Source organism: Microvirga brassicacearum (assembly GCF_008757455.1).
Lineage (GTDB): Bacteria > Pseudomonadota > Alphaproteobacteria > Rhizobiales > Beijerinckiaceae > Microvirga > Microvirga brassicacearum.
Genome location: NZ_VCMV01000021.1, coordinates 139,995 through 161,313 on the forward strand (window position 1 = coordinate 139,995; position 21,319 = coordinate 161,313).

General features: G+C 62.6%; 21 protein-coding genes and 1 riboswitch. Of the genes, 4 read left to right on the plus strand and 17 right to left on the minus strand.

The features are described 5' to 3' along the window. Position 1 precedes the first annotated feature (1 nt). The gene (locus FEZ63_RS14005) at positions 2–577 is read left to right on the plus strand and encodes a cupin domain-containing protein (RefSeq protein ID WP_150945472.1); all 576 of its coding nucleotides are present in this window, start codon (positions 2–4) and stop codon (positions 575–577) included. A gap of 12 nt (positions 578–589) precedes the next feature. On the opposite strand, the gene FEZ63_RS14010 is transcribed toward FEZ63_RS14005, so the two are convergent. The 17 genes from FEZ63_RS14010 to FEZ63_RS14090 form a co-directional block, all read right to left on the minus strand. Continuing rightward, positions 590–1,324 (minus strand): energy-coupling factor transporter transmembrane component T family protein, encoded by a 735-nt coding sequence (locus FEZ63_RS14010; protein WP_150945475.1) that lies wholly within the window; start codon positions 1,322–1,324, stop codon positions 590–592. Then, a complete protein-coding gene (locus FEZ63_RS14015) occupies positions 1,318–3,006 on the minus strand; it encodes an ABC transporter ATP-binding protein (protein WP_150945477.1) in 1,689 nt (562 codons plus the stop codon). Before FEZ63_RS14015 ends, FEZ63_RS14010 begins: the two co-directional genes overlap by 7 nt. Next, positions 2,981–3,565, minus strand: coding sequence for an ECF transporter S component (locus FEZ63_RS14020; protein ID WP_150945479.1), 585 nt, complete (start codon positions 3,563–3,565; stop codon positions 2,981–2,983). Before FEZ63_RS14020 ends, FEZ63_RS14015 begins: the two co-directional genes overlap by 26 nt. A gap of 64 nt (positions 3,566–3,629) precedes the next feature. Further along, a complete protein-coding gene (locus FEZ63_RS14025) occupies positions 3,630–4,238 on the minus strand; it encodes a YkoF family thiamine/hydroxymethylpyrimidine-binding protein (protein ID WP_150945480.1) in 609 nt (202 codons plus the stop codon). Further along, positions 4,229–4,340, minus strand: a riboswitch (TPP riboswitch). Its footprint overlaps the gene before it by 10 nt. Before the next feature lie 64 nt (positions 4,341–4,404). Beyond that, complete coding sequence (locus FEZ63_RS14030) at positions 4,405–5,547, minus strand: GGDEF domain-containing protein (protein WP_150945482.1); 1,143 nt, start codon at positions 5,545–5,547, stop codon at positions 4,405–4,407. A gap of 146 nt (positions 5,548–5,693) precedes the next feature. Then, the gene (locus tag FEZ63_RS14035) at positions 5,694–6,506 is read right to left on the minus strand and encodes an aldo/keto reductase (RefSeq protein WP_150945485.1); all 813 of its coding nucleotides are present in this window, start codon (positions 6,504–6,506) and stop codon (positions 5,694–5,696) included. 119 nt (positions 6,507–6,625) lie between these two features. Beyond that, the gene (locus FEZ63_RS14040; protein ID WP_150945487.1) at positions 6,626–7,543 is read right to left on the minus strand and encodes a ribokinase; all 918 of its coding nucleotides are present in this window, start codon (positions 7,541–7,543) and stop codon (positions 6,626–6,628) included. Between the two features lie 30 nt (positions 7,544–7,573). Then, positions 7,574–8,020: a ribose 5-phosphate isomerase B gene (gene rpiB, locus FEZ63_RS14045; RefSeq protein ID WP_150945489.1), complete on the minus strand. Its 447-nt coding sequence runs from the start codon at positions 8,018–8,020 to the stop codon at positions 7,574–7,576. A 124-nt stretch (positions 8,021–8,144) separates the two neighbouring features. Beyond that, positions 8,145–8,894, minus strand: coding sequence for a transporter substrate-binding domain-containing protein (locus FEZ63_RS14050; protein WP_244622804.1), 750 nt, complete (start codon positions 8,892–8,894; stop codon positions 8,145–8,147). Positions 8,895–8,978: 84 nt separating this feature from the next. Continuing rightward, positions 8,979–9,734: an amino acid ABC transporter ATP-binding protein gene (locus FEZ63_RS14055; RefSeq protein ID WP_150945492.1), complete on the minus strand. Its 756-nt coding sequence runs from the start codon at positions 9,732–9,734 to the stop codon at positions 8,979–8,981. A gap of 1 nt (position 9,735) precedes the next feature. Further along, a complete protein-coding gene (locus FEZ63_RS14060) occupies positions 9,736–10,404 on the minus strand; it encodes an amino acid ABC transporter permease (protein WP_150945494.1) in 669 nt (222 codons plus the stop codon). Between the two features lie 10 nt (positions 10,405–10,414). Next, a complete protein-coding gene (locus FEZ63_RS14065; RefSeq protein WP_150945495.1) occupies positions 10,415–11,098 on the minus strand; it encodes an amino acid ABC transporter permease in 684 nt (227 codons plus the stop codon). 16 nt (positions 11,099–11,114) lie between these two features. Continuing rightward, positions 11,115–12,017, minus strand: a complete 903-nt coding sequence (locus FEZ63_RS14070) for an NAD(P)-dependent oxidoreductase (protein WP_244622805.1) — start codon at positions 12,015–12,017, stop codon at positions 11,115–11,117. A 26-nt stretch (positions 12,018–12,043) separates the two neighbouring features. Then, entirely contained in the window at positions 12,044–12,799 is a 756-nt protein-coding gene (locus tag FEZ63_RS14075) for a FadR/GntR family transcriptional regulator (RefSeq protein WP_150945496.1), read from the minus strand. 283 nt (positions 12,800–13,082) lie between these two features. After that, positions 13,083–16,265, minus strand: coding sequence for an efflux RND transporter permease subunit (locus tag FEZ63_RS14080; protein WP_150945497.1), 3,183 nt, complete (start codon positions 16,263–16,265; stop codon positions 13,083–13,085). Positions 16,266–16,292: 27 nt separating this feature from the next. Beyond that, positions 16,293–17,435, minus strand: a complete 1,143-nt coding sequence (locus tag FEZ63_RS14085) for an efflux RND transporter periplasmic adaptor subunit (RefSeq protein WP_150945498.1) — start codon at positions 17,433–17,435, stop codon at positions 16,293–16,295. Between the two features lie 155 nt (positions 17,436–17,590). Beyond that, entirely contained in the window at positions 17,591–18,403 is an 813-nt protein-coding gene (locus FEZ63_RS14090) for an IclR family transcriptional regulator (protein ID WP_150945499.1), read from the minus strand. Between the two features lie 174 nt (positions 18,404–18,577). Between FEZ63_RS14090 and FEZ63_RS14095 the strand changes: the two genes are divergently transcribed. From FEZ63_RS14095 to FEZ63_RS14105, 3 genes are read left to right on the plus strand one after another with little or no spacing between them, the layout of a single operon-like run. Beyond that, positions 18,578–19,657, plus strand: a complete 1,080-nt coding sequence (locus FEZ63_RS14095) for an ABC transporter ATP-binding protein (RefSeq protein ID WP_150945500.1) — start codon at positions 18,578–18,580, stop codon at positions 19,655–19,657. After that, positions 19,654–20,517, plus strand: a complete 864-nt coding sequence (locus FEZ63_RS14100; RefSeq protein WP_150945502.1) for an ABC transporter permease — start codon at positions 19,654–19,656, stop codon at positions 20,515–20,517. Before FEZ63_RS14095 ends, FEZ63_RS14100 begins: the two co-directional genes overlap by 4 nt. Before the next feature lie 5 nt (positions 20,518–20,522). Continuing rightward, the gene (locus tag FEZ63_RS14105) at positions 20,523–21,317 is read left to right on the plus strand and encodes an ABC transporter permease (protein WP_150945504.1); all 795 of its coding nucleotides are present in this window, start codon (positions 20,523–20,525) and stop codon (positions 21,315–21,317) included. Positions 21,318–21,319: the final 2 nt, after the last annotated feature.

Consider the following 21,319-nt stretch of genomic DNA (forward strand, 5'->3'; position numbering starts at 1 on the left):
GATGGACTTCAACGTTGGAGCGCGACTGAAGGAGATCAGGACGGCGGCGCGCCTTTCCCAGAGGGAGCTGGCGATCCGCGCCGGGGTCACGCACGGCTTGATTTCAATGGTCGAGCAGAACAGGAACAGTCCGTCGGTCGCGTCCTTGCGCAAGATTCTGGGGGGCGTCTCCATGACGATGGCAGACTTTTTCCAGGAGGAAACGAAGGAGCAGAGCAAGGTCTTCTTCAGCCCGCACGAGTTGATCGATCTGACGTCGAAGCTCAGCGACATCAACAAGCAGAACAACAAGCGGATGACACTTCGGCAGGTCGGCAATTCGCGCGAGCACGGATTGCAGATCCTGCACGAGCGCTATGAGCCCGGCGCCGATACCGGGCCGATGATGCTCGAACACAACTCCCATGAGGGCGGCATCGTCATCACCGGATCGTTGAAAATCACCGTCGGGGATCAGGTCCAGATCCTCCGCTCGGGTGATGCCTATTTGTTCGACAGCCGGATTCCCCATCGTTTCTGCAATGTCGGAGACGAGCCTTGCGAAGTCGTCAGCGCCTGCACTCCGCCTTACCTTTGACCGGACGACAGATCACCGGCCGGTCGCCACCGTAAGCGAACCGAGTATCGCAAGCGCAATGGCGACGAAGGCGGCGTCGCGGACCGAGAATTTCGGCACGTTGGTGAGCGTGCGTGGCGTTCCCGTTGCGAGGCCGCGCGCTTCCATGGCGATGGCGGTTCGCCCGGCCCGCCGGATCCCGAACGCCAGAAGCGGGATGACGAGGCTGACCGCCTCGAACGGTCCCGGGATACGCCGCGGCGCGCGCCCTGATTTCATCGCTCGGGCAAATCGCATCTGCTGCGCCTCGGCTGCCAGATCGGGCACCAGTTGCATGACCGCAAAGAGCGAGTAGCCAATCCGTGGCGGCAGCTTCGCATAGGCCATCAATGCCCTCACAAAAGCACCTGGATCGGTCGTCAGAGCAAAGAAGGTGGAAATCATCCCGCAGGCGATGGCTCTCAGGAACAAGTTGACGCCTGCGGAGAAGGCGCGCGACCCGAATGGGGTCTCGCTCGCGACCTGCACGGCGAAGTCGCTCTCCTGGCGGAAGAGGACGCTCGTGGTCAGAAAGCCAAGGCCGAACAGGCAGAATGGCACCATCAGAGCGAGCAGAACCAACGGCGATGTGCGCTGGAAGACGATCAGAACGAGCCACACCAGAAGGATGGCGGCAATCTGAAACCATGCGTCGAAGATCAGCACCGACGCCGCGAGCCAGATCGCGCAGACCGCGAGCTTGCTCAAAGGGTTAAGCGCGTTCAACACGCGGCGACCCGGTCCAGCCATCGCCTGGCGGCGGCTGACGACGGTTCGGCCAGATCGGCTCGGCGGAGCAGGTCGGCATCCCGCAATAGCTCGCCGGTGGGTCCGTCCGCGAGGATGCGCCCTTCGCCCACCACGATGGAGCGCGGGCAAAGGCGCAATGCGAGATCCATGTCGTGAGTGATCACCGCCACAGCGCGGCCCTGTCGGCACAAGCCGGCTATTTGCGCCGTCAAAGCAGCCGCGCCGGCGGCATCGAGCCCGGCCATCGGCTCATCGAGAACGAGCAAGGGCCAGCGATCCGTGATGGTGAGCGTCGCCAGCGCAAGGCGGCGCTTCTGCCCTTGTGACAATTCGAACGGGTGTTGCCGACCCAATCCGCCAAGACCCCACTTCTCCAACGTCTCGGCGACGAGCCGGGCTTGTTCGGCGTCACCGATCCGCGGTGGCAATGCGGCGCGCAATTCATCGCTGACGGTTCCGCCGACGAACTGGTTCTCCGAACGCTGAAACGCGACCCCGCCGGTGGCACCCTGCCGCTTTCCGCTTTTCACCGGGAGCAATCCGGCAAGGCACAAACCAAGCGTTGATTTGCCGGCGCCATTCGCGCCGAGAATGCCGACGGTTTCCCCTTCGCGAATCCTGAAATCGACGTTGCGCAACACGACGGGTCCGAGGAACGGCGCGCAGGCGGCGTCGAGCAATTCAGCCGCCACGGGAGCGTCGGTGACGGCCGCATCCGCAGGCGCCGCACATGCGGCAACGAACGCTGCAACGACGGGCTTTGCCCGTGCAATGGCAGATTGCGGCGCATGCGATGGATCGAGATGGGCCAGTGCCTCCTCGATCGACAGGGGCGCGATCGGCGGCGCGAGGCCTATCCTGGTGAGTTCTCCATCGAGTTCCGCGGCCGCAGGACGCCAGATGCCGAGTGTCGCCAGCACCGCGCGCTTGTCGCGAAAGATCGTGCGCGGAACACCATCGGCGATGATGGTGCCGTCGGCTCCCAGTACGACCATTCGATCAATGGTCTCGATCAGGCCGTCGAGCCGGTGATCCACGATCAGCATCGTCTGGGTTGCGGGCGCCTTCGCGAGTAGGGCGTGAAGGCGATTCGCCGCCTCGGGCGCCAGATGTGCGGTGGGTTCATCGGCAACGAAAATGCCAGCGTCCTGCACAAGCGTCGCGGCCAGGGCCACCAATTGCCGTTCGCCCCCCGAGAGAGACGACGAGCGGCGCTGGCGCCAACTCTCCGGCAACCGGACCTCACGCATGGCATCCCCGATCACCGCCGCGATCTCGGCCTCCGGCATCGCACGATTTTCGAGCGCGAAGGCGATCTCGTCCTCGACCCGCATTCCGCAAAGCGTCTGGTCGGCGTCCTGAAAATATTGCGCGACCTCGGGTGCCCATCCGGCCGGCTCCCGCGATCCGACGTCGATCCCCCCGATGGTGATCTCGCCGCCGACCTCCGCGGGTATGCTGTTGGGGAGCAGTCCCGTCAGCGTGAGCAGCAATGTCGACTTGCCCGACCCCGAGGCGCCGAGCAGAAGCACCCGCTCGCCCGGTCGGAGTTGCAAATCGAGGGGCCCGACCGCATTGCGCCCGGCGAACGGATATCGCACGTCGACGCCGCGCCACTCCGCGGCCGAACTGGCCTCAGGCGTGGACAGATCGAATGTCATGATCGATCGCAAGTCCCGCCAACACGCCGGTCTTGTAGAGGGCGCGCACGATGAGATGACCGAGAAGGCCCCCCAGCAACGCGCCACTCAGGCACCGCAGCACGAACATGGCGATCAGAATCGTGGGTTGCAGCGCGCCGTAATCGAAGCGGATCCACGTATAGGCGAAGGAGAAAATTGCCGCGCCGACGCCCGCCGCCATCAGAACCGGCAGCGAATAGTTGCGCCATCTCGTGGCGGCGAACACGACTTCCGCGCCGGCGCCTTGCACCGCGCCCGTGACGAGGAGCAGCAGCCCGGCAGGGCTTCCGAGGAGAATCTGGACGAGCGATGCCAGGACTTCCGCCGTGAAGGCGACACCTGGCTTTCGGATGATCGCCGCCGCGACGATCGAGACGACGAACCAGAAACCCATGACGACATCCATGGTGAGCGAGCCGAACAACGCCTGAGCGATCAGCCACACCTGCACCCAGCCGAGATAGAGGACGGCGAAGACCGCCCCCAGAACCGTGATGATGAGCGTTTCACGTAGGCTCCAGCCTTGCTTGTCAGACATATCGATTTTCCGGTTTTGGAGGAAAAGATGGCAGAAAGGGATCGCTGGCGATCCGCGTTGCGCTTCAAGCGGCGCTTGGGCTGTTTGCGGACACTTTCAGGTCCAGCGCCACATGGCCTTCGGGCGCGCCAAACCGCAGGAACGCCTCGCTCAACGTCGCGAAAACCAGGCCCGCATCTCCGCGCAATCGGGTGCAGAAATTCTTCGAGCGGTCGAACACGCCCGATTGTTTCAGGAACGCGATACAGCCGTAGATCTCGTCCATGTGATGCCCGTTGCCGAGCGGATAGAGCGAGAATTGGGCAGCAACGTCCTGGCCCGTCCGGTTAGCCGCCGAAACGTGGGCAACCGCGGCGTCGATGCGTGCGGCAAGCGGCAGCTGATGGGCGGATGGCCCGAGCGGCGCGCAAATCGGATCGTCCGGTTCCCCCGGGCAGCCGCGCGACACGGTGGCGGCGAGAACGCAATGGACGCCGCTGCCGGCAGCTTTGACAAACAAATCGCGCATGGCGGGAAAGAGTTGTTCGGGCGGCCCGACGATCAGGGTCGAGATATCGTCAGTCTCGATCCGGAACGACGGTCTGTACGGCTCAAGCGCCTCGATCGCGCCGAGGATCACCCCGACGAAATCGTCCGTCATAGGGTAAAGGGAAATCTGTGCACCGGAAAACATCGTCACCTCGCTCCGCTGGCATTACCCAGATCAGCTTTAGGGTCCGATGGCGTCGCGCCATCATCTCAGCCCCGGCAATACGGAGCACCCCTGTGGAAGGCTCAACGCTTAGCACTCTTCTGTTTTACCATGCAAGCGGGATGTCCAGGAACGGCGCAGCGCCGCTTTAAGCCGCCAGAGCGGCGGTCACCCGATTGCGGCCGGCATTCTTGGAGGCGTACAGCGCCCGATCGCTCACGCCGATCAAGATCTCGAGATCGGCGAGCGGATGGTGATCGGTTGATGCGCACCCGATGCTGATGGTCACGCGCGGTATCATGTCGCTGACGGCACCGCGCAACCGCTCGGCCACGCCTAAGGCTTCGTCGAGCGTGCAATCCATCAACAAACAGGCGAATTCTTCACCGCCAATCCTGCCACACAGGTCCGTGGGTTTGACATTTGCCTTCATCACCATGGCAACAGACTTCAGGACTTCGTCGCCAGCCTGATGGCCGCTCTCGTCATTGATCTTCTTGAAGTGATCGAGGTCGATCATCAGGACGGCGCATGGCTTTCCCGCACGGCGTGCTTTGCGCAGGAGGCGGGCAGCCTCACCCATGAAATCACGCCGATTGGAAATCTCGGTCAGCGAATCCAGAGCCGCAAGCCTTTGCAATCGGTGTTCCGAGCGCTCCTTGGCGAGTGAGAGCAGAAGAAAGCAGGAAGCGATATGGAACACGCTCGATTCCAACGCGGAGGCCATCACCCATGGCGTGTGAAATAAGTTTGTGTCCGCGTCGAGAGGCCGAAAGGCCGCCGCGGGAAGTCGCGCCAAAGTGATCGCCGCGTGAAGAAGAAAGAAGCCGACAAGCGGTATCTTGGAGGATAGCGCCTCTCTCAATCGAATGAGTTCCCACGAGGCGGCGATCAGATATCCGGCATTCAAGGTCGATGAGAGCGTGATGCGGGCGGTGGCGGAATCGTAAAACGGGGCAATCTGACAGGCCGCAAGCCATAGCACAGGGCCGGCCAAGGCGATTCCATATAAAATTCGTCGGTTCGCGAACAGCCGGATGCCGCACCAAAGCAGCCCATACGCAAATATGACCAGCGCATTTGCTGCGTCGATGGTCCAGATGTCTGCCCATTCGCCGCGTTTGTGGAAGCCCCACGACGCCATGGCTCCCAGCAACAGGGCGAGACCCCAGAACCGAACTGAAGGGTCTCCACGCCGTGGAGTGCTGTTGTAGATCAGCATGAGACCAAGCGTCACCAACGTCATTGTGGTGGTGAAGACGATGGTCGGGCCGTCCAAACTGAGCTGCATGGGGCGAGCTTTGTGCCCCGTTTAGAGGCTGGAATAGCAAGGTTACAGTCAATTCCTATACAAGGAATGACGATGCTGTCACGGTGATTTTGGTGTCAGTCCACTTCACGATCGCGATGGCCGGTATTTCCGCAACGCCTGACGCTTCAGCGCAGGTCCGGATGCGGTCCAAGGCGATTGCCACGGTCGAGGCCTTCGATGGCCGCCATGTCGGAATGATCCAGCGCAAAGTCGAAGATCGAAATATTCTCCACGATCCGCGCCGGCGTCGCCGATTTGGGAATCGCAATATTTCCTTTCTGCATGTGCCAGCGAAGGATTATCTGCGCCGGGCTTTTTTTGTGTTTCCCGGCGATCACCCGGATCGCGGGTTCATCGACCGCGCCCTTGGCCAGCGGGCTCCAGGCTTCGGTCGCGATCCCGTGCTCCTGATGAAACGCGACGAGATCCTTCTGCTGGAACGTCGGGTGCAGCTCGATCTGGTTGACGGCCGGAACCGTTCCCGTTTCGGCGAGTAGCCGCTCGAGATACGCAATCTGGAAGTTGGAAACCCCGATGGCCCTGATCCGTCCTTCGGAGCGCAATGCCTCGAGAACTTTCCATGTTTCGATGTAACGGTCGAGTTTCGGCATCGGCCAATGGATCAGGTAGAGGTCGAGAATATCGAGACCAAGTTTCCGCATCGTGTCGTCGAAGGCGCGGCGCGCCTTGTCGGCGCCATGGCTGTCATTGGCGAGCTTCGAGGTCACAAAAATCTGGTCGCGAGGCACCGCACTCTCGGCGATTGCCCGCCCGACGCCCTCCTCGTTGCCGTAGACGGCTGCCGTGTCGATGCTGCGATATCCGGCATCCAGCGCGATCTTCACCAGGCGAACCACATCGACGTTATCCATTTGCCAAACGCCAAAGCCGAGTTGTGGAATGGCGATGGATTGATTGAGCGTGATGGAAGGCACCATGACGGAACTCCAAACAGGGGCGATGGGAGGACGTTGGCGGGTCAGAGCACTGTTGGGCTTTTATGGCCGAAACGCGGGTCTGCCGCAAATCTGCGCGGCCGGTCCGGCGGGCTCAAAACTCATGCGCTATGATCGAGTTGCCTGCGTGTCGGCATCCCTGTTTGCGCACCATGCGCAAGGCAAGCCAGCGAAGCTCCACGACAGGCCCTTCCGAGAGCTGCGCTGAACGCAAGATCCTCATCGAGGCTGCTCGCCAAGATGCCCACGAAGGTGTCTCCGGCCCCCGTTGTGTCCACGGGTTGGATCGGCGCGACCGCGGCAGTTTCGTGCCGTCCGTCGGGATGGAACGCGAACCCGCCGCGCGCACCCGCAGTGACCACACAGATGCCGCCGCCCGTCCGTGACAGAAAGGCGCCCGCCTCCTCGATATCGGTGGTAGCGCGCCCGAGGATCGCCGCCGCCATGACGGCCTCGTGTTCGTTCACGACAAACACATCGGTTGTGCCGATAAGATCGGAGAGATCGCTTGCCCGAAATGCCGCCGGTGCCGGCGCGAAATTCCAGATGACGCGGCCCCCTGCGTTGCGGACGCGCCGGGCGACGCTGAGGGCGGCCGCGAAGGGAACCTCCATCTGGAAGACCGAAACCGTGGTGGCGTCGATCGCCGAGGCGGGAACCGCCGCTTCCGTCAGCGCAGCGTTTGCGCCGCTCGCAACCGTAATGGCGTTCTCGCCGCGCTCATCTACCGTGATGAAGGCGCAACCGGTGGGCTCGCTGCTGGCAGCGACGAAATCCACCGCAACCCCGTTGCGACGAAGGTTGTCGCGAGCGGTCTGGCCGAACGCATCGTCGCCGACGCAGGCCGCGATCGCGACCCTCCCTGGCAGGGATGCGCGCGCGGCCGCGACAGCTTGATTCGCGCCCTTGCCGCCGAACAACGTGTCGCAGCGCGGCGACAGCACCGTCTCGCCGGGCCGGGGAATTGCCGCGACGCGGGCGACCAGGTCGATGTTAATCGATCCGAAGACAAGGATCATGGCTCATGTGCCTCTTCGCGCGGTCGTGCGCTAACCTTCGGCGTCCATGGCATGGAGCTTTTCCACGCGGCGGCGGAAATCCTCGTCAGTCGAGAAGGTAGCCTCGAGATAGGACGAGATGAGATCCTGTGCGAGCCAAGGCCCGACGATCTGGGCACCGATGCACATCACGTTCACGTCGTCATGCTCGACCGATTGATGCGCCGAGTGAACGTCATGGCAGACGGCGGCACGGATACCTTTCATCTTGTTGGCGGCAATCGATGCGCCGACGCCGGTACCGCAAACCATGATGCCGCGTTCAGCTTCGCCCGAGGTTACCTTTTGCGCGACCGCCCGGGCGATGTCGGGGAAATCGACGGGTTTTTCATCGAACGATCCGGCATCGACAACCTCGTGTCCGAGGGAGCGTACATGCTCGATAACTGTCTTCTTGAGGGTCCATCCAGCATGGTCCGACCCGATCACGAGACGCATTGTAGTATACCTTTGTTGCAGTGGTTCCAGGAGAGTGGTGCCACTGGGCACCACTCGAATGCTGTCGTCATGGGTGTCCCGCCGAGCCGAAAAGAGCTTCGGCAGGACACATGTCATGACACGCTTATCCGCGCATGTCCGCCGGCAGTTCGCTGCCGTGGAATTTCTTGTAGATCTCGTTCAGCTTGCCGTTCTTCAGGTTGGTGGTGATCCACTCGTTGAGCTTCTCGGTGAGCCGCGGCTCGCCCTTGCGCAGGCCGATGGCGAGGTCGAAATTGCGGATCACAACCTTTGGCTCGAAGGCGCGAGCCGCGTTCTTGACACCGATCTGATTGACGATCGTTGCGGATGTTGCGACGCAATCGGCCTGGCCGGAGAGCGCGGCGGTCACCATCGTGGCGTCATCGTCGAAGCGGGCGAGGGTCAGGTTCCGATCCTTCATGTTCGTCAGTTCGGTATCCTGCGTCGTGCCGCGGGAGACCGCGATGGTCTTGCCCTTCAGGTCTTCCCAGTTCTTCACCTCGAGCGACTTCAGGCAACCCACGACCGATTGCAGGGCCGCATAGGCTTTCGTGAAATCGATCACCTTCGCGCGCTCGGGGGTCACCGACAGGGTCGAGATGATGATGTCGGCCTTGTTGGTCTGAACGTTCGGGATGCGGGTCGCGCCGGTGGTCTGCACGAATTCGAGCTCAAGACCCCAATCCTTCGCGAGCAGCTGAGCGGTCTCGACGTCGGAGCCGGTCGGCTTCATGTTGCCGTCCACCATGCCGGAAGGCGGGATGGCGAGGTCGGTCGCGATGCGGACCTTCCTGGCTTTCATGACATCGTCGAGCAGGTCGGCACGCGCGGCCACGGAGCCGAGGGCGGCCATGCAGACCGTCGCGACCGCGACGGTGTAGAACGAGCGCTTCATCATCTTCGTTTTCTCCCTAGATTGGTTTGTTGCTTGGTCTAATCAGAGCCCGGTGCCCACGAACTGAGCAAGTTCCGGTGTCGCCGGCGATGTCAGGATCGCGGCGGATCCGATTTCGTGAACCCTGCCGCGATGCATGAACACCACCCGGTCGGCGATGCCCCTGGCAAATCCCATCTCGTGCGTAACCATCACCATGGTCATGCCGTTCGCAGCGAGTGCCTCGATGACCTTCAGCACCTCGCCGGTCAGTTCCGGATCAAGCGCCGAGGTCACCTCGTCGAACAGCATCACCTTGGGCTGCATGGCGAGCGAACGGGCGATCGCCGCGCGCTGCTGCTGGCCGCCGGAGAGCTGCTCGGGATATTGGTGAAGTTTGTCCTCCAGCCCGACCTGAGCGAGGACCTGCTGCGCCTGTTCCTTCGCCTGTGCCTTGCCGACACGCTTCACCGAACAGGGGGCGAGGATGATGTTCTCCTCGATGGTCAGGTGAGGAAACAGATTGTAGCTTTGGAAGACGATCCCGACATCCTGGCGCAGCGCCCGCAGGTTGAGCTTCGGATCGTTGACGCGGTGGCCGCACACGACGATCTCGCCGCTGTCGATGGTCTCGAAGCGGTCGATGCAGCGAAGAGCGGTGCTCTTGCCGGAGCCGCTGCGGCCGATAATGGCGAGGACTTCGCCGCGATCGACCTCGAAATCGACGCCGTCGAGCACCTTCAACTTATCGAAGCTCTTGTGCACGTCCTTGAGCGAGACGACGGGCGAATTGGTCGGCGGGTTCGATATCTTGCGCATGTCAGGCGGTCTCGATGATGGGGCGAACCGGGCCGTCGCGCGCCTCGAGCCGACGGCTGATGCGCGAGACCGGATAGCAAAGGGCGAAATAGATGACGGCGATGATCGCGTAGATCAGGAAGGGCTCGAAGAGCGAGTTGTTGATGATCTGTCCGGACCGCGCGAGCTCCACGAATCCGACCACGGATGCGAGCGAGGTGTTCTTGATGATCTGCACCATGAAACCCACCGTCGGCGGCGTCGCGATGCGGACCGCCTGCGGCAGGATCACTTTCGTCATCCGCTGGACGCGGCTGAGCGCAAGCCCCTCGGCCGCCTCCCATTGCGGCCGGGGGACGGACTGGATGCAGCCGCGCCAGATCTCGCCGAGATAGGCTGCGACATAGATCGTGAGCGATGCGCCCGCCGCGGTCAGCGGCGAGACCGTCAAGCCGAGAGTCGGCAGGCCGAAATAGGTCAGGAACATGATGACGAGGAGCGGCGTGCCTTGGATGAGCTGGACATAGCCGGCACTGAGAAGGCGCACCACGCGGCTTGGCGAGATGCGGCAGAGCGCGATGATGAAGCCCGCGATGCCGCCGCCGATCAGCCCGATCAGCGATAGGCCGATCGTCCACAGCGCACCTTGGCCGAGAAACATGAGATGGTTGATGTTTAGCGAACCGCCCAACTTCGCCTCCTCACAACGGGGTGCCGAGGCGCCGCCGGCGCGGAAAAAGGACAAGTCCGAGCAACCAGAATCCTGCGCGCATGATCAACGAGAGAAAAACGTACGCGATGGCCACCAGGATGTAGGTCTCGAAGGCGCGGTAGGTGTCGGATTGCACATAATTCGCGACGGCCGTCAGCTCTTCGGCCGAGATCTGCGACGTCACCGACGAGGCGAGCATCAACAGAACGAATTGACTGGTGAGCGCCGGGTAGACCTTCTCGATCGCCGGCCACAGGACGACGTGCCAGTAGATCTGGGGGCGTGAAAGCGCGAGGCCTTCGGCCGCTTCGATCTGGCCACGGGGAATGGAATCGAAGCCTGCCCGCATGATCTCGGTCGTGTAGGCGCCCACATTGATGGTCAGGGCCGCCGCCGCCACCGTGAAGGCGGAGAACTTCATGCCGAGACTGGCGAGACCGAAATAGACGAGGAAGATCTGCACCAGCAGCGGCGTGTTGCGGATCGACTCGACATAGATGCCGCAGATCCGTGCGATGAGCGGATGGCTGCTGCGCCGGCCGATGGCGCCGAGAGCGCCGATCAACGCGCCCAGCACCGTGGCGATGAAGGCGAGTTCAAGCGTGAGCAGCGCTCCATCGAGGAAGACCGGCCATCGTTCGAGGATGGCGGCGAAATCCAGATTGAGGTTCATGCGCGCCCGTCCACTGTCAGGCCGCCGCCTGATTGGTCATGCGGTCATAGACCCGGAAGAGCGCCTGATTGCCGTTCGTACCTTCGCCATGGGCGCGTGCCTCGACATACTGGCTTGTCACGAGCGCGGTCGCCGGCAGCGGGACGCAGAGCGACAGCGCCTGCTCCTGCACGAGGCGCAGGTCCTTCAGCATCAGATCGATGCGAAAGCCGGCCGAAGGATCACCGGCGATCATCGCCGGGCCGAGCTTCTCGAGCATCCAGGATGCGGCGGATCCGCCGAGCAGCACGTTGCGGAGCTGGTCGAGATCGACCCCCGATGCCCGGCCGAGTGCCAGCGCCTCGCAGATCGCCTGGAGATTGATGGCGCAGACGAGTTGGTTGCACAATTTGACCGTCTGCCCGGCCCCCGCCTCGCCCACATGGGTGATCGTCGTTCCCATCGCGCCGAAATAGGGCTCGGCACGCGCGAACGCATCCGCGTCGCCGCCGGTCATGATGGAAAGCGAAGCGTTCTTCGCACCGACCGGTCCTCCGGAGACGGGCGCGTCGAGAAAATCGACGCCTGCTGCCTTGAGATCCGCATGCATCCGCCGCACCGCGACGGGCGAGATCGTGCTCATGTCGACGACGAGGCGGCCGCGCGGCGGCGACGCCAGGAGTCCGTTTTCGCCGTAGACGATCTCTTCGACCTGCGGGGTATCGGGAAGCATCGAGATGACGATGTCAGCCTCCCGCGCAGCATCGGCGGGATGCGCGGCGGCGGAGGCGCCGTGGGGGAGAAGATCGCCAATGGCGTCCTTGCGCACGTCATAGGCGTACACAGCGTGACCTGCCTTGAGCAGGTTGATTGCCATTTCGCGACCCATCGTTCCCAGCCCGATGAAGCCGACTTTTCCCCTTTGATCGCCACGTCCCATCATATTCTCTTGTTCCTGAATTTTGGTCACGACGAGGCGCTCCGGCGCCCCGGTTCGCCAATCGCGGCGCGACGGCGGAAGTCGTCGCCGATCGCGAAATGCTCTCGCAGAACCTTCTCGGCATGCTCCGGATCGCGTCCGATGATGGCATCGAAAATCCGGCGGTGGTCATCGATCAGGTAGGTCTTCATCGTGTCGAAGACCTGAAGCAGCTCGCGCCGGCCGCGATGCGAGCGCATCAGAATGCCGGACAGGGACTGATGCAGGACGATCAACGTTTCGGATTTTCCCGCAGTCACGACGGCGCGATGAAACTCGAAATCCGCCACGCCGCCGGCATCCGCATCGTCGATCGTCTCGACGATGCGCGCGAGCGCCTGCTGCAACTTCTCGAAATCGGACACGGTCGCGCGCTCGGCCGCAAGGCGGACCGCCTGGCATTCGATGGCGATGCGTGCCTGCATCACGTCGTCGATGACCTCGGCCTGCTGCGCGAAGGCGAATGTGAAGAAATCATTGAGGACGGACGGATCCGGCCGGCGCACGATCGTGCCGACCCGGTCGCGGATCTCCACGACCCCAAGCACGGTGAGGGCGCGCAACGCCTCGCGCAGAATCGGTCGGCTGACGCCGAGCTGCGCGGCAAGATCGCGTTCAGGGATAAGCCGGTCGCCCGGACGCAATGAGCCTGCGAGCAAACGCTCGCGCAAGAAGGCAAACACCTTCTCGAACCCCTTGCCGCCACTCTCCCCAAGCCGCGTGATTTCAAGATCAGCGGTCATTTATTCATACCTTGGTCATACCAGAATACATACCACGCCAAACCGGTCAAGAGCGGATCGCTTTTGAGGGCTCTCGTCATGCGAGACCAGCGGTCCGGGGCTTGTGCGGGCGTCCGGCCGGAATTGTCTGACCGACGGTAGCGGCGGCCCTGTTGGATCAGCCGGGCCCCAGCCTCATCCTGAGGAAGCGCGACAGCGCTGTCTCGAAGGACGAGGCGTCTCCAGAGACCGCCGGATCATCCTTCGAGACGCCGCTGCGCGGCCCTCAGGATGAGGCTGTGCACTACTCGCCGGCTTCTCGCTCCTTGAGGTGGCCGATCGGCTGCTTCGTCTTGCGACTCAGCCAGATGGCGAGCTTTCGGATGGTCACATAGAAGACCGGCGTCAGGAACAATCCGAAGACCGTCACGCCCAGCATGCCGGCGAAGACCGCCGTACCCAGGGCCTGCCGCATTTCGGCGCCGGGTCCTGTGGCGATGACGAGCGGCAGCACGCCGAGGATGAACGCGAACGCCGTCATGAGAATCGGGCGCAACCGAAGGCGGCACGCCTCCACGACCGCGGCCGCGGGATCGAGACCGTGCTCCTCCTCCGCCTGCCTTGCGAATTCGACGATCAGGATCGCGTTCTTGGCCGCCAGGCCCACAAGCACCACAAGCCCGATCTGCGTCAGGATATTGTTGTCCATGCCGCGGATCATGACGCCGATGAGAGCGGAGAGCACCGCCATCGGAACCACAAGGATGATGGCGATTGGCAGCGACCAGCTCTCATACTGCGCGGCGAGAACGAGGAACACGAAGAGGACGGAGAGCGCGAAGATCAACGTGGCGGTATTGCCGGTCTGCCGCTCCTGAAACGCCAGTTCGGTCCATTCGAAACTCGCCCCTTGCGGAAGAACGTCGCGCGCCAAGGTCTCCATCGTGTCGAGTGCCGTACCGGAGGAAACGCCCGGCGCGGCATTTCCCTGCAGTGGAACCGACGTGAACATGTTGTAGCGCTGGACGAGGTCAGGCCCCGTGACGTCCCGCATCTCCACCAGCGTTCCGAGCGGCACCAATGCGCCTGTCGATGACCGAACGCGAAGGCGGTTGATATCGGTCTGGTCGACCCGGAAGCGCTGGTCGGCCTGCGCGCGAACCTGCCAGATCCGGCCGAGAAAATTGAAATCGTTCACATAGGCGGTGCCCAGATTGACCTGCAGCGTCTCGAAGATATTGGCGATGGGAACGTTGAGAATGCGAGCCTTGACGCGATCGATTTCAAGATAGATCTGGGGAGAATTCGCCGAGAACGTCGTGAACACGCCGGCGAGATTCGGGTTCTGTCGTGCCCGTCCCATCAACTCGAAAGTCGCGGCGAGTACGCGGTCGAGGTCGTCCCCGGTGCGTTCCTGCAGCTGGATCCTGAAACCGCCCGAATTGCCGAGGCCTCTCACCGGCGGCGGCGGAATGGCGATGATGAATGCCTCCTCGATTTCCTGCATTCGGCCGAACAACTGGCCGATGATCGCGTCAGCGGGTTGATTGTTGGCGATCCGCTCGTCGAACGGTCGGAACCGCGCGAAGATGGCAGCAGCATTTGGCGCATTGGTGAAGGTCGCGCCGGAGAACCCTGCGAACGCCACCGCGTCCTGCACGCCCGGTGTTTCACGCATGATCTGGGAGGCCCGCTGGACCACCGCATCTGTGCGCGACAACGAGGAGCCATCGGGAAGCTGCACGACCACGATGGCATAACCCTGGTCGAGGATGGGAATGAAACCGCGAGGCACGGCGTTCGCGATCCATATGGTACCGCCGATGAGACCAAGATAAATCGGCCACACGATAAGCTTGTGCCGCACCACCACCCCGACCGAGCGGGCGTAGCCCCGCGCCATGGAATCGAAGCCGCGGTTGAAGCGGTTGGCCGCCCAGTTGCCAGCCCGCGTCAGACGGTTGCGTGGCCTCTCGCTTGAATGCGGTTTCAGCAGAATGGCGGCCAAGGCGGGCGAAAGCGTCAGGGAATTGAATGCCGAAATGAGGGTTGAAACCGCGACCGTCAGCGCAAATTGCCGGTAGAACTGGCCGGTAATGCCCGGAATGAAAGCCGTTGGAATGAACACAGCTGCGAGCACCAGGGCGATGGCCACGACCGCGCCTCCGACCTCGTCCATCGTCTTATGCGCGGCGTCGTAGGGACTGAGCCCGAGCGCGATATTGCGCTCGACGTTTTCCACCACCACGATAGCGTCGTCGACCACGATTCCGATCGCCAGCACCATGCCGAACAACGTCAGCGTGTTGATCGAGAAACCGAGCGCCGCCATCACCGCGAAGCTTCCGATCAGCGAGACCGGAATCGCGATGATCGGAATGATCGCCGTACGCCAGGATTGCAGGAAGACGACGATTACCAGGACAACGAGGAGCACGGCTTCAAACAAGGTCGTGTAAACGGCGCTGACGCTGTCCGCGATGAATTCCGTCGGATTATAGACGATTTCGTAATCGAGACCGGGTGGAAAGCTCTGTTTGAGGTCGCCCATCGTCTTGATGATGGCATCGGCGGCCGCGAGCGCATTGGTGCCGGGGCGCTGGAAAATCGCCAATGCGACGGCCGGCTTGCCATTGAGATACGAGTTCGTGACGTAATCCTGAGCGCCGAGTTCGACCCGCGCCACGTCCTGCAATCGAACCAGTCTGCCGTCGCCGGTCGAGCGCACGATGATCTGGCGGAACTGCCGCGGATCCTCGAAGCGGCCCTGGGTTTTCACCACGAGCTGAAAGGCATTGTCGCTCGGGGCCGGCTGCGCGCCCAATGAGCCGCCCGAGACCTGCACGTTCTGCTCCTGCACGGCCCGCACCACATCTCCGGACGTCATGCCGAACGCTGCGAGCTTCTCCGGGTCGAGCCAGACCCGGAGAGAATATTGCCGTTCGCCGAAGATGATGAGATCGCCGACTCCCTCCAGCCGCAGGAGAACGTCACGCAAGTTGTTGCGCGCATAATTCGACACATAGAGCTGATCGTAGGTCTCGTCCGACGACAGCATATGCACGACCATCATCAGATCGGGCGAGCTCTTCAGGGTCGTCACGCCGAGGGTCCGCACCTCTTGCGGCAGCCGCGGAGTCGCGACCGCGACCCGGTTCTGCACCAGCACCTGCGCCTGATCGAGATCGGTGCCGAGCTTGAACGTCACCGTCAGCGCCATCGAACCGTCCGACGTCGAGTAGGACGACATATAGAGCATGTTCTCGACGCCGTTGATCTGCTGTTCGAGCGGTGTCGCGACCGTGGCCGCCACTGTCTGCGCGTCGGCGCCGGGATAACTGGCGCGCACGACGATCGTCGGCGGCGCGATCTCGGGATATTGAGCGACGGGCAGCGTCGTATAGGCGATGCCGCCGACCAGCAGAAGCACGATCGACAGGACAGTGGCAAAGATCGGCCTGTCCACAAAGAAGTGAGCAAATCGCATCAGAACACTCCGGTGACGGGACGGGTTTCAGGAGCCGTTGCGTTCTCGAATGGGCGGCAAAGTCGTCATCTGGGGAGCAACCTTGATGCCGGGACGTACGCGGACGATGCCATTGACGACGATGGTTTCGTCGCCCTTGAGACCTGTCCGGATGACGCGGTAGCCATCGATCTTGGGGCCCGGACGCACCGGACGGATCGACACGGAGTTGTCTGCGCCCACTACGTAGACCACTCGCCGATCCTGATCATTTCCGACCGCCTCGTCAGGAATGAGCACACCCTGGTAAGGATTCGAGCCGCTGAGGCTGACCCGACCGAAGAGGCCGGGTTTGAGGAACAGATCCTTGTTGTCGAAGATCGCCCGTGCGCGGATGGTGCCGCTTGCCGCGTCGAGCCGGTTGTCGAGGAAATCGAGGCGGCCCTCGCGACGGGCTTCGCCCTCATCCGTCATCGTCAACTGGACCTTGTTCGGCGCGGTCTCCGTCGACGTCTGCGTTCCGCCTGCTGCCTGGCGCGAATAGGCGAGATAGGATCGCTCATCGACATCGAAGTAGAAATGGATGGGATCGAGCGAGACGATGTTCGTCAGCACCGTCTGATTGGCGTTGATAAGATTGCCCTCGGAGACCAGCTTGCGCGAGATGCGGCCGGCGATGGGCGCCTTGATGCTCGTGAACTCAAGGTCGAGCCGCGCCTGCCGCAGCGCCGCCCGGGCGCGATCGAGCTCCGCGCGCGCCGTGCGATAGGTCGAACGTCGCTGGTCGAGCAGCTGCTCGGAAATGTTGCCCGTACGGCGCAACGATTCGGCCCGTTCCAGATCGCTGGACGAGAAATCCACGCCCACCTGCCCGGAAGCAACGGTCGCTTCCGCTTGCTCGAGCGCTGCCTGATAGGGCCTCTGGTCGATCGTAAAGAGCGGGGCGCCGGCCGCGACCATGGAGCCATCCTGGAAATGAACCTTGTCCAGATAGCCCGATACGCGGGCCCTGATATCCACCTGATTGATCGCTTCAAAACGACCGATGAAGTCGTCCCATTCGGTGATTTCCTTCACGACCGGCTTGGCAACCGTCACCGCCGGGGGAAGCGGTGCTTGTGCAAGCGCGACAGCGTCGCAAAGACCGACGAAGACTGCAAAACAAGTCGCGATGCCAGAAAGCCGGACCATGCCCATGTCGCCCTCCAAAATCTCAGCATCGCATAATAGGCGATTTTCGCATCTGCGAAATGCGGTCGCCCGTGATTGCGACCCCGTGGAGGAACGCGCCGACATCTGAAACGATGTTCGAAGATCGTCGAGTTTGTCCCCTACGCTGTCTCGCGTCAGGCTGCGCCCCCGCTCAGGCTCCGCGCGGGGTAGCGCAAAGTGGCATCGAACGGATTGAGAAGCCGAGCAATGTCCTGCGCTTCTTTCTGCAGGAGTTTCACGACGATCGGCAGACGATCTTCCCGCAGGCGCTCGGCCAAGGTTCCGATGCTCAGTGCGGCAACGGCCCGCCCCTCGGCGTCGATGATGGGAACGCCGACCCCTGCCATTCCGGGAATGAGCCCGGTATTGAGGCTTGCCCACCCGAGTTGCCGGACGTGATCGACCTGCATGCGCAGCCCAACCTCATCGAGGAAGCCGCGATCCAGCAGGCGGGGAATGTTGAACCGAATCACCGCTTCGCGCTCGTCATCGGGAAGATTGGCCAGTATGGCGAGGCTGCCCTGGCCAATTCCGAGCGGCACTTTGCCGCCGATATCTCCCGTAAACGATCGGATGGGAAAGGGGCCTTCGACCCGGTCGAGGCAGACAGCGTCGAACCCGTTCCTGACGAGCAGGAAGACGGTGTCGCCCAGCGTCGCCGACAATCGCAGCAGGGCGGGTCGCGCCATATTCCTGAGTCCGTCCGATTGGCCGGCACGGGCGGCGAGGACAAAGAACTCCAGAGCCAGCCGATATTTCCGGCTGCCGGCGACCTGTTCCACAAAGCCTTCGGCGATCAGCGCCTTCAGGGCGCGATGCGTGCTCGGCTGGTTGAGGCCAATGGCAGCCGCCACGTCCGTCAGACGCATCCCGCCGCCATCGCCTCTTCCAAGGATCTTCAAAACGGCCAGCACCCGCCGAATTCCGGAGCTGTCTGCGTCATTCATCTGAATTCGTCTCCCTTCTTCGCGTTTGTTATTCCACTGACCGGAAGAAAAATCAAAAAAATTCCTCATACTGGAAGTCAGTCGTTGACTCTACAGGTCGTTCGGTTCGTCATCAGGTTTGCGCCAAGGGCTTCTCGAACCCTCGGTTCAGCCCTGATTGCATCGGAGGATCGCGTGGCGTTTCTGGCACTCGAGCGCGTTTCGAAACATTACGGCGCCATGGCGGCTGTCGACGATGCGGCCCTGACCATCGAGAAGGGTGAATTCGTCTCGCTTCTCGGCCCATCGGGTTGCGGCAAGACCACGACGTTGCAGATGATCGCCGGATTGGTTGAGCCGTCAGCGGGCCGCATCGTGCTCGATGGCCGCGACATCACGAACGAAAAGCCCAACCGACGCGGCTTGGGCGTCGTGTTTCAGAGCTACGCGCTTTTTCCGCACATGACGGTTGCCGAGAATGTGACGTTCGGGCTCGAAATGCGCAGGGTGCCGCGCTCCGAGCGGATCGAGCGCGTTCGGGAGATGCTGGCGCTGGTCCAACTCTCCGTCTTCGCGGATCGATATCCACGAGAAATGTCGGGCGGCCAGCGCCAGCGCGTGGCCATTGCTCGGGCGTTGGTGATCGCGCCGCCGGTTCTGCTGCTCGACGAGCCGCTGTCGAATCTCGACGCAAAGCTGCGTGAGGAAATGCAATTCGAGCTCCGCCGTATCCAACGCAAGGTCGGCACAACCACCATCATGGTGACGCACGACCAGGCAGAGGCGCTCTCGATCAGTGACCGCGTCGTCGTGATGGAACAGGGACGGATGACCCAGGTCGACGCCCCCTACCGGCTCTACGAGCAGCCATCGAATGCGTTCATCGCGTCCTTCGTCGGCAAGACCAATCTCATCGCCGGCGTATGGCGGCGCGATGGCATGGCCGGTGCGGTCGATATCGGCGGTATCCGTCTTGAGGCACCCTCCGCCGACTTTCCTGCCGGCACGCCCGTGACCCTCTCGATCCGGCCTGAAAAAATCCTTCTGCGCAAAGCCGGCGAAGGCCAGCTCGACGGTCGCATCGCCAGCCGCTTCTTTCTTGGCAGCCAATGGCTTTTCACGCTTGAAACGCCGATCGGCACGATAACGGTCTCGATCCCGAACCAGGGCGAAGAACCGCCGGCCGAGGGAGCAACAGTGGGCCTCGACTGGTCGCCGGCCAGTTTGCGGGTCATCGCATCTGCGATGGCGCATCCGGGAGGCGGGACGGCATGATTTCACGCCCCTCGTCCCGATCTTCCTCTCCGTGGCTTCTGGCGGGGCCCGGCGCGTTGTTTTTTGCCGGCATGATCCTGCTGCCATTGGCGCTGACGGTCATCCTCTCGTTTCGCGTCTACGACCATGCGACAGGCATCAAGGACGCCTATACGCTGTCGCATTACATCGCCGTCGTCACCGACGAATATTATCTCGGCATCTTCTGGCGAACGCTGCGCGTCGCCGCAATGACGACGCTGATCTGCGCCGTGATCGGCGCGCCCGAAGCCTATATCCTTGCGCGGATGCGCAATCCCTGGCGCTCGATCTTCCTGCTCGTCATCATCGGTCCGCTGCTGGTCTCTGTCGTCGTGCGCGCCTTCGGCTGGAGCATGCTCCTCGGCTCGCAAGGGCTGGTGAACCAGGCACTGCAACTCGTCGGCCTTTCTCCGGTCAGGCTCCTCTACACGGAGACGGCGATCGTCATCGCTCTCGTCCACGTCATGCTGCCCTTCATGGTCATCCCGATCTGGACGGCGCTGCAGAAGCTCGACCCCATGGTGGAAGCAGCCGCCTGGAGCCTTGGTGCGTCGCGTTTTACCGCGCTCCGCCGAGTCGTCCTGCCACAGGTGTCGCTCGGGATGCTTTCAGGATGCCTCATCGTTTTCGGATTGTCCGCCAGTGCGTTCGCCATCCCGGGCCTCCTCGGTGGACGTCGGCTGAAGATGGCGGCGACCCTCGTCTATGACGAATACCTGCACGAGCTGAACTGGCCGCTCGGCGCCGCCATCGCCATCATCGTTCTCGTCGCGAACCTTCTGATCATGCTGGCCTACAACCGCATGGTCGAGACCAGGGCGCGCCGGATGCTCGGGTAGTCGCGATGCAGAAAAACGGACCGCTCGCCCTCCTCTTCCATGGCCTCGTCGTCGCGTTCGTCCTCGCGCCGCTCGTCATCATCTGCCTCGTGGCATTCACGCCCGAGAACACGTTGTCGCTTCCGACGGGCGGAGTGTCGTTGCGTTGGTTCAAGGCGGTCTTCGCACATCCCGATTTCGTCGCGTCGTTCTGGAACAGCATCTGGCTGGCGACGCTGTCGGCCACATTGGCGGTGGCGTTTGCCGTACCGGCCGGGCTCGCCATCAGCCGCTTCACTTTCGCAGGGCGCGATGCACTCAACGCGCTGTTTCTCTCGCCGCTCATCATTCCGCATCTGGTGCTGGGCGTCGCGTTTCTGCGGCTCTTTGCTCTCGTCGGCGCCACCGGCAGCTTCTCGTGGCTCGTCGCGACGCATATCGTCATCGTCACGCCATACGTGCTCCGCCTCGTGCTGGCGGCATTGTCAGGGCTTGACCGCAGCGCCGAACAGGCGGCGTTGACGCTCGGCGCCAGCAGCTGGACCACGTTCCGGCGCATCACCGCACCAATGATCCTGCCCGGCATTACCGGCGGTTGGCTGCTAGCCTTCATCAACAGTTTCGATGAGCTGACGATGTCGATTTTCGTGACCGCGCCCGCGACAGTGACATTGCCGGTGCGCATGTACATGTACGCGACCGAATCCATCGATCCGATGATGGCCGCCGTCTCTGCCCTGATGATCGCCCTCACGGCGGCGGCCATGCTGGTGCTCGACCGCGCCTTCGGGCTGGACAAGATCCTCGTCGGACAACGCTGAGC

Coding starts and splice junctions, on each gene's coding strand:
- FEZ63_RS14005 (WP_150945472.1), top strand. CDS start 2: ATGGACTTCAACGTTGGAGCGCGACTGAAGGAGATCAGGACGGCGGCG.
- FEZ63_RS14015 (WP_150945477.1), bottom strand. CDS start 3,006: ATGACATTCGATCTGTCCACGCCTGAGGCCAGTTCGGCCGCGGAGTGG.
- FEZ63_RS14020 (WP_150945479.1), bottom strand. CDS start 3,565: ATGTCTGACAAGCAAGGCTGGAGCCTACGTGAAACGCTCATCATCACG.
- FEZ63_RS14025 (WP_150945480.1), bottom strand. CDS start 4,238: ATGTTTTCCGGTGCACAGATTTCCCTTTACCCTATGACGGACGATTTC.
- FEZ63_RS14030 (WP_150945482.1), bottom strand. CDS start 5,547: ATGCAGCTCAGTTTGGACGGCCCGACCATCGTCTTCACCACCACAATG.
- FEZ63_RS14035 (WP_150945485.1), bottom strand. CDS start 6,506: ATGGTGCCTTCCATCACGCTCAATCAATCCATCGCCATTCCACAACTC.
- FEZ63_RS14040 (WP_150945487.1), bottom strand. CDS start 7,543: ATGATCCTTGTCTTCGGATCGATTAACATCGACCTGGTCGCCCGCGTC.
- rpiB (WP_150945489.1), bottom strand. CDS start 8,020: ATGCGTCTCGTGATCGGGTCGGACCATGCTGGATGGACCCTCAAGAAG.
- FEZ63_RS14050 (WP_244622804.1), bottom strand. CDS start 8,894: ATGGCCGCCCTCGGCTCCGTGGCCGCGCGTGCCGACCTGCTCGACGAT.
- FEZ63_RS14055 (WP_150945492.1), bottom strand. CDS start 9,734: ATGCGCAAGATATCGAACCCGCCGACCAATTCGCCCGTCGTCTCGCTC.
- FEZ63_RS14065 (WP_150945495.1), bottom strand. CDS start 11,098: ATGAACCTCAATCTGGATTTCGCCGCCATCCTCGAACGATGGCCGGTC.
- FEZ63_RS14070 (WP_244622805.1), bottom strand. CDS start 12,017: ATGGGACGTGGCGATCAAAGGGGAAAAGTCGGCTTCATCGGGCTGGGA.
- FEZ63_RS14075 (WP_150945496.1), bottom strand. CDS start 12,799: ATGACCGCTGATCTTGAAATCACGCGGCTTGGGGAGAGTGGCGGCAAG.
- FEZ63_RS14080 (WP_150945497.1), bottom strand. CDS start 16,265: ATGCGATTTGCTCACTTCTTTGTGGACAGGCCGATCTTTGCCACTGTC.
- FEZ63_RS14085 (WP_150945498.1), bottom strand. CDS start 17,435: ATGGTCCGGCTTTCTGGCATCGCGACTTGTTTTGCAGTCTTCGTCGGT.
- FEZ63_RS14090 (WP_150945499.1), bottom strand. CDS start 18,403: ATGAATGACGCAGACAGCTCCGGAATTCGGCGGGTGCTGGCCGTTTTG.
- FEZ63_RS14100 (WP_150945502.1), top strand. CDS start 19,654: ATGATTTCACGCCCCTCGTCCCGATCTTCCTCTCCGTGGCTTCTGGCG.
- FEZ63_RS14105 (WP_150945504.1), top strand. CDS start 20,523: ATGCAGAAAAACGGACCGCTCGCCCTCCTCTTCCATGGCCTCGTCGTC.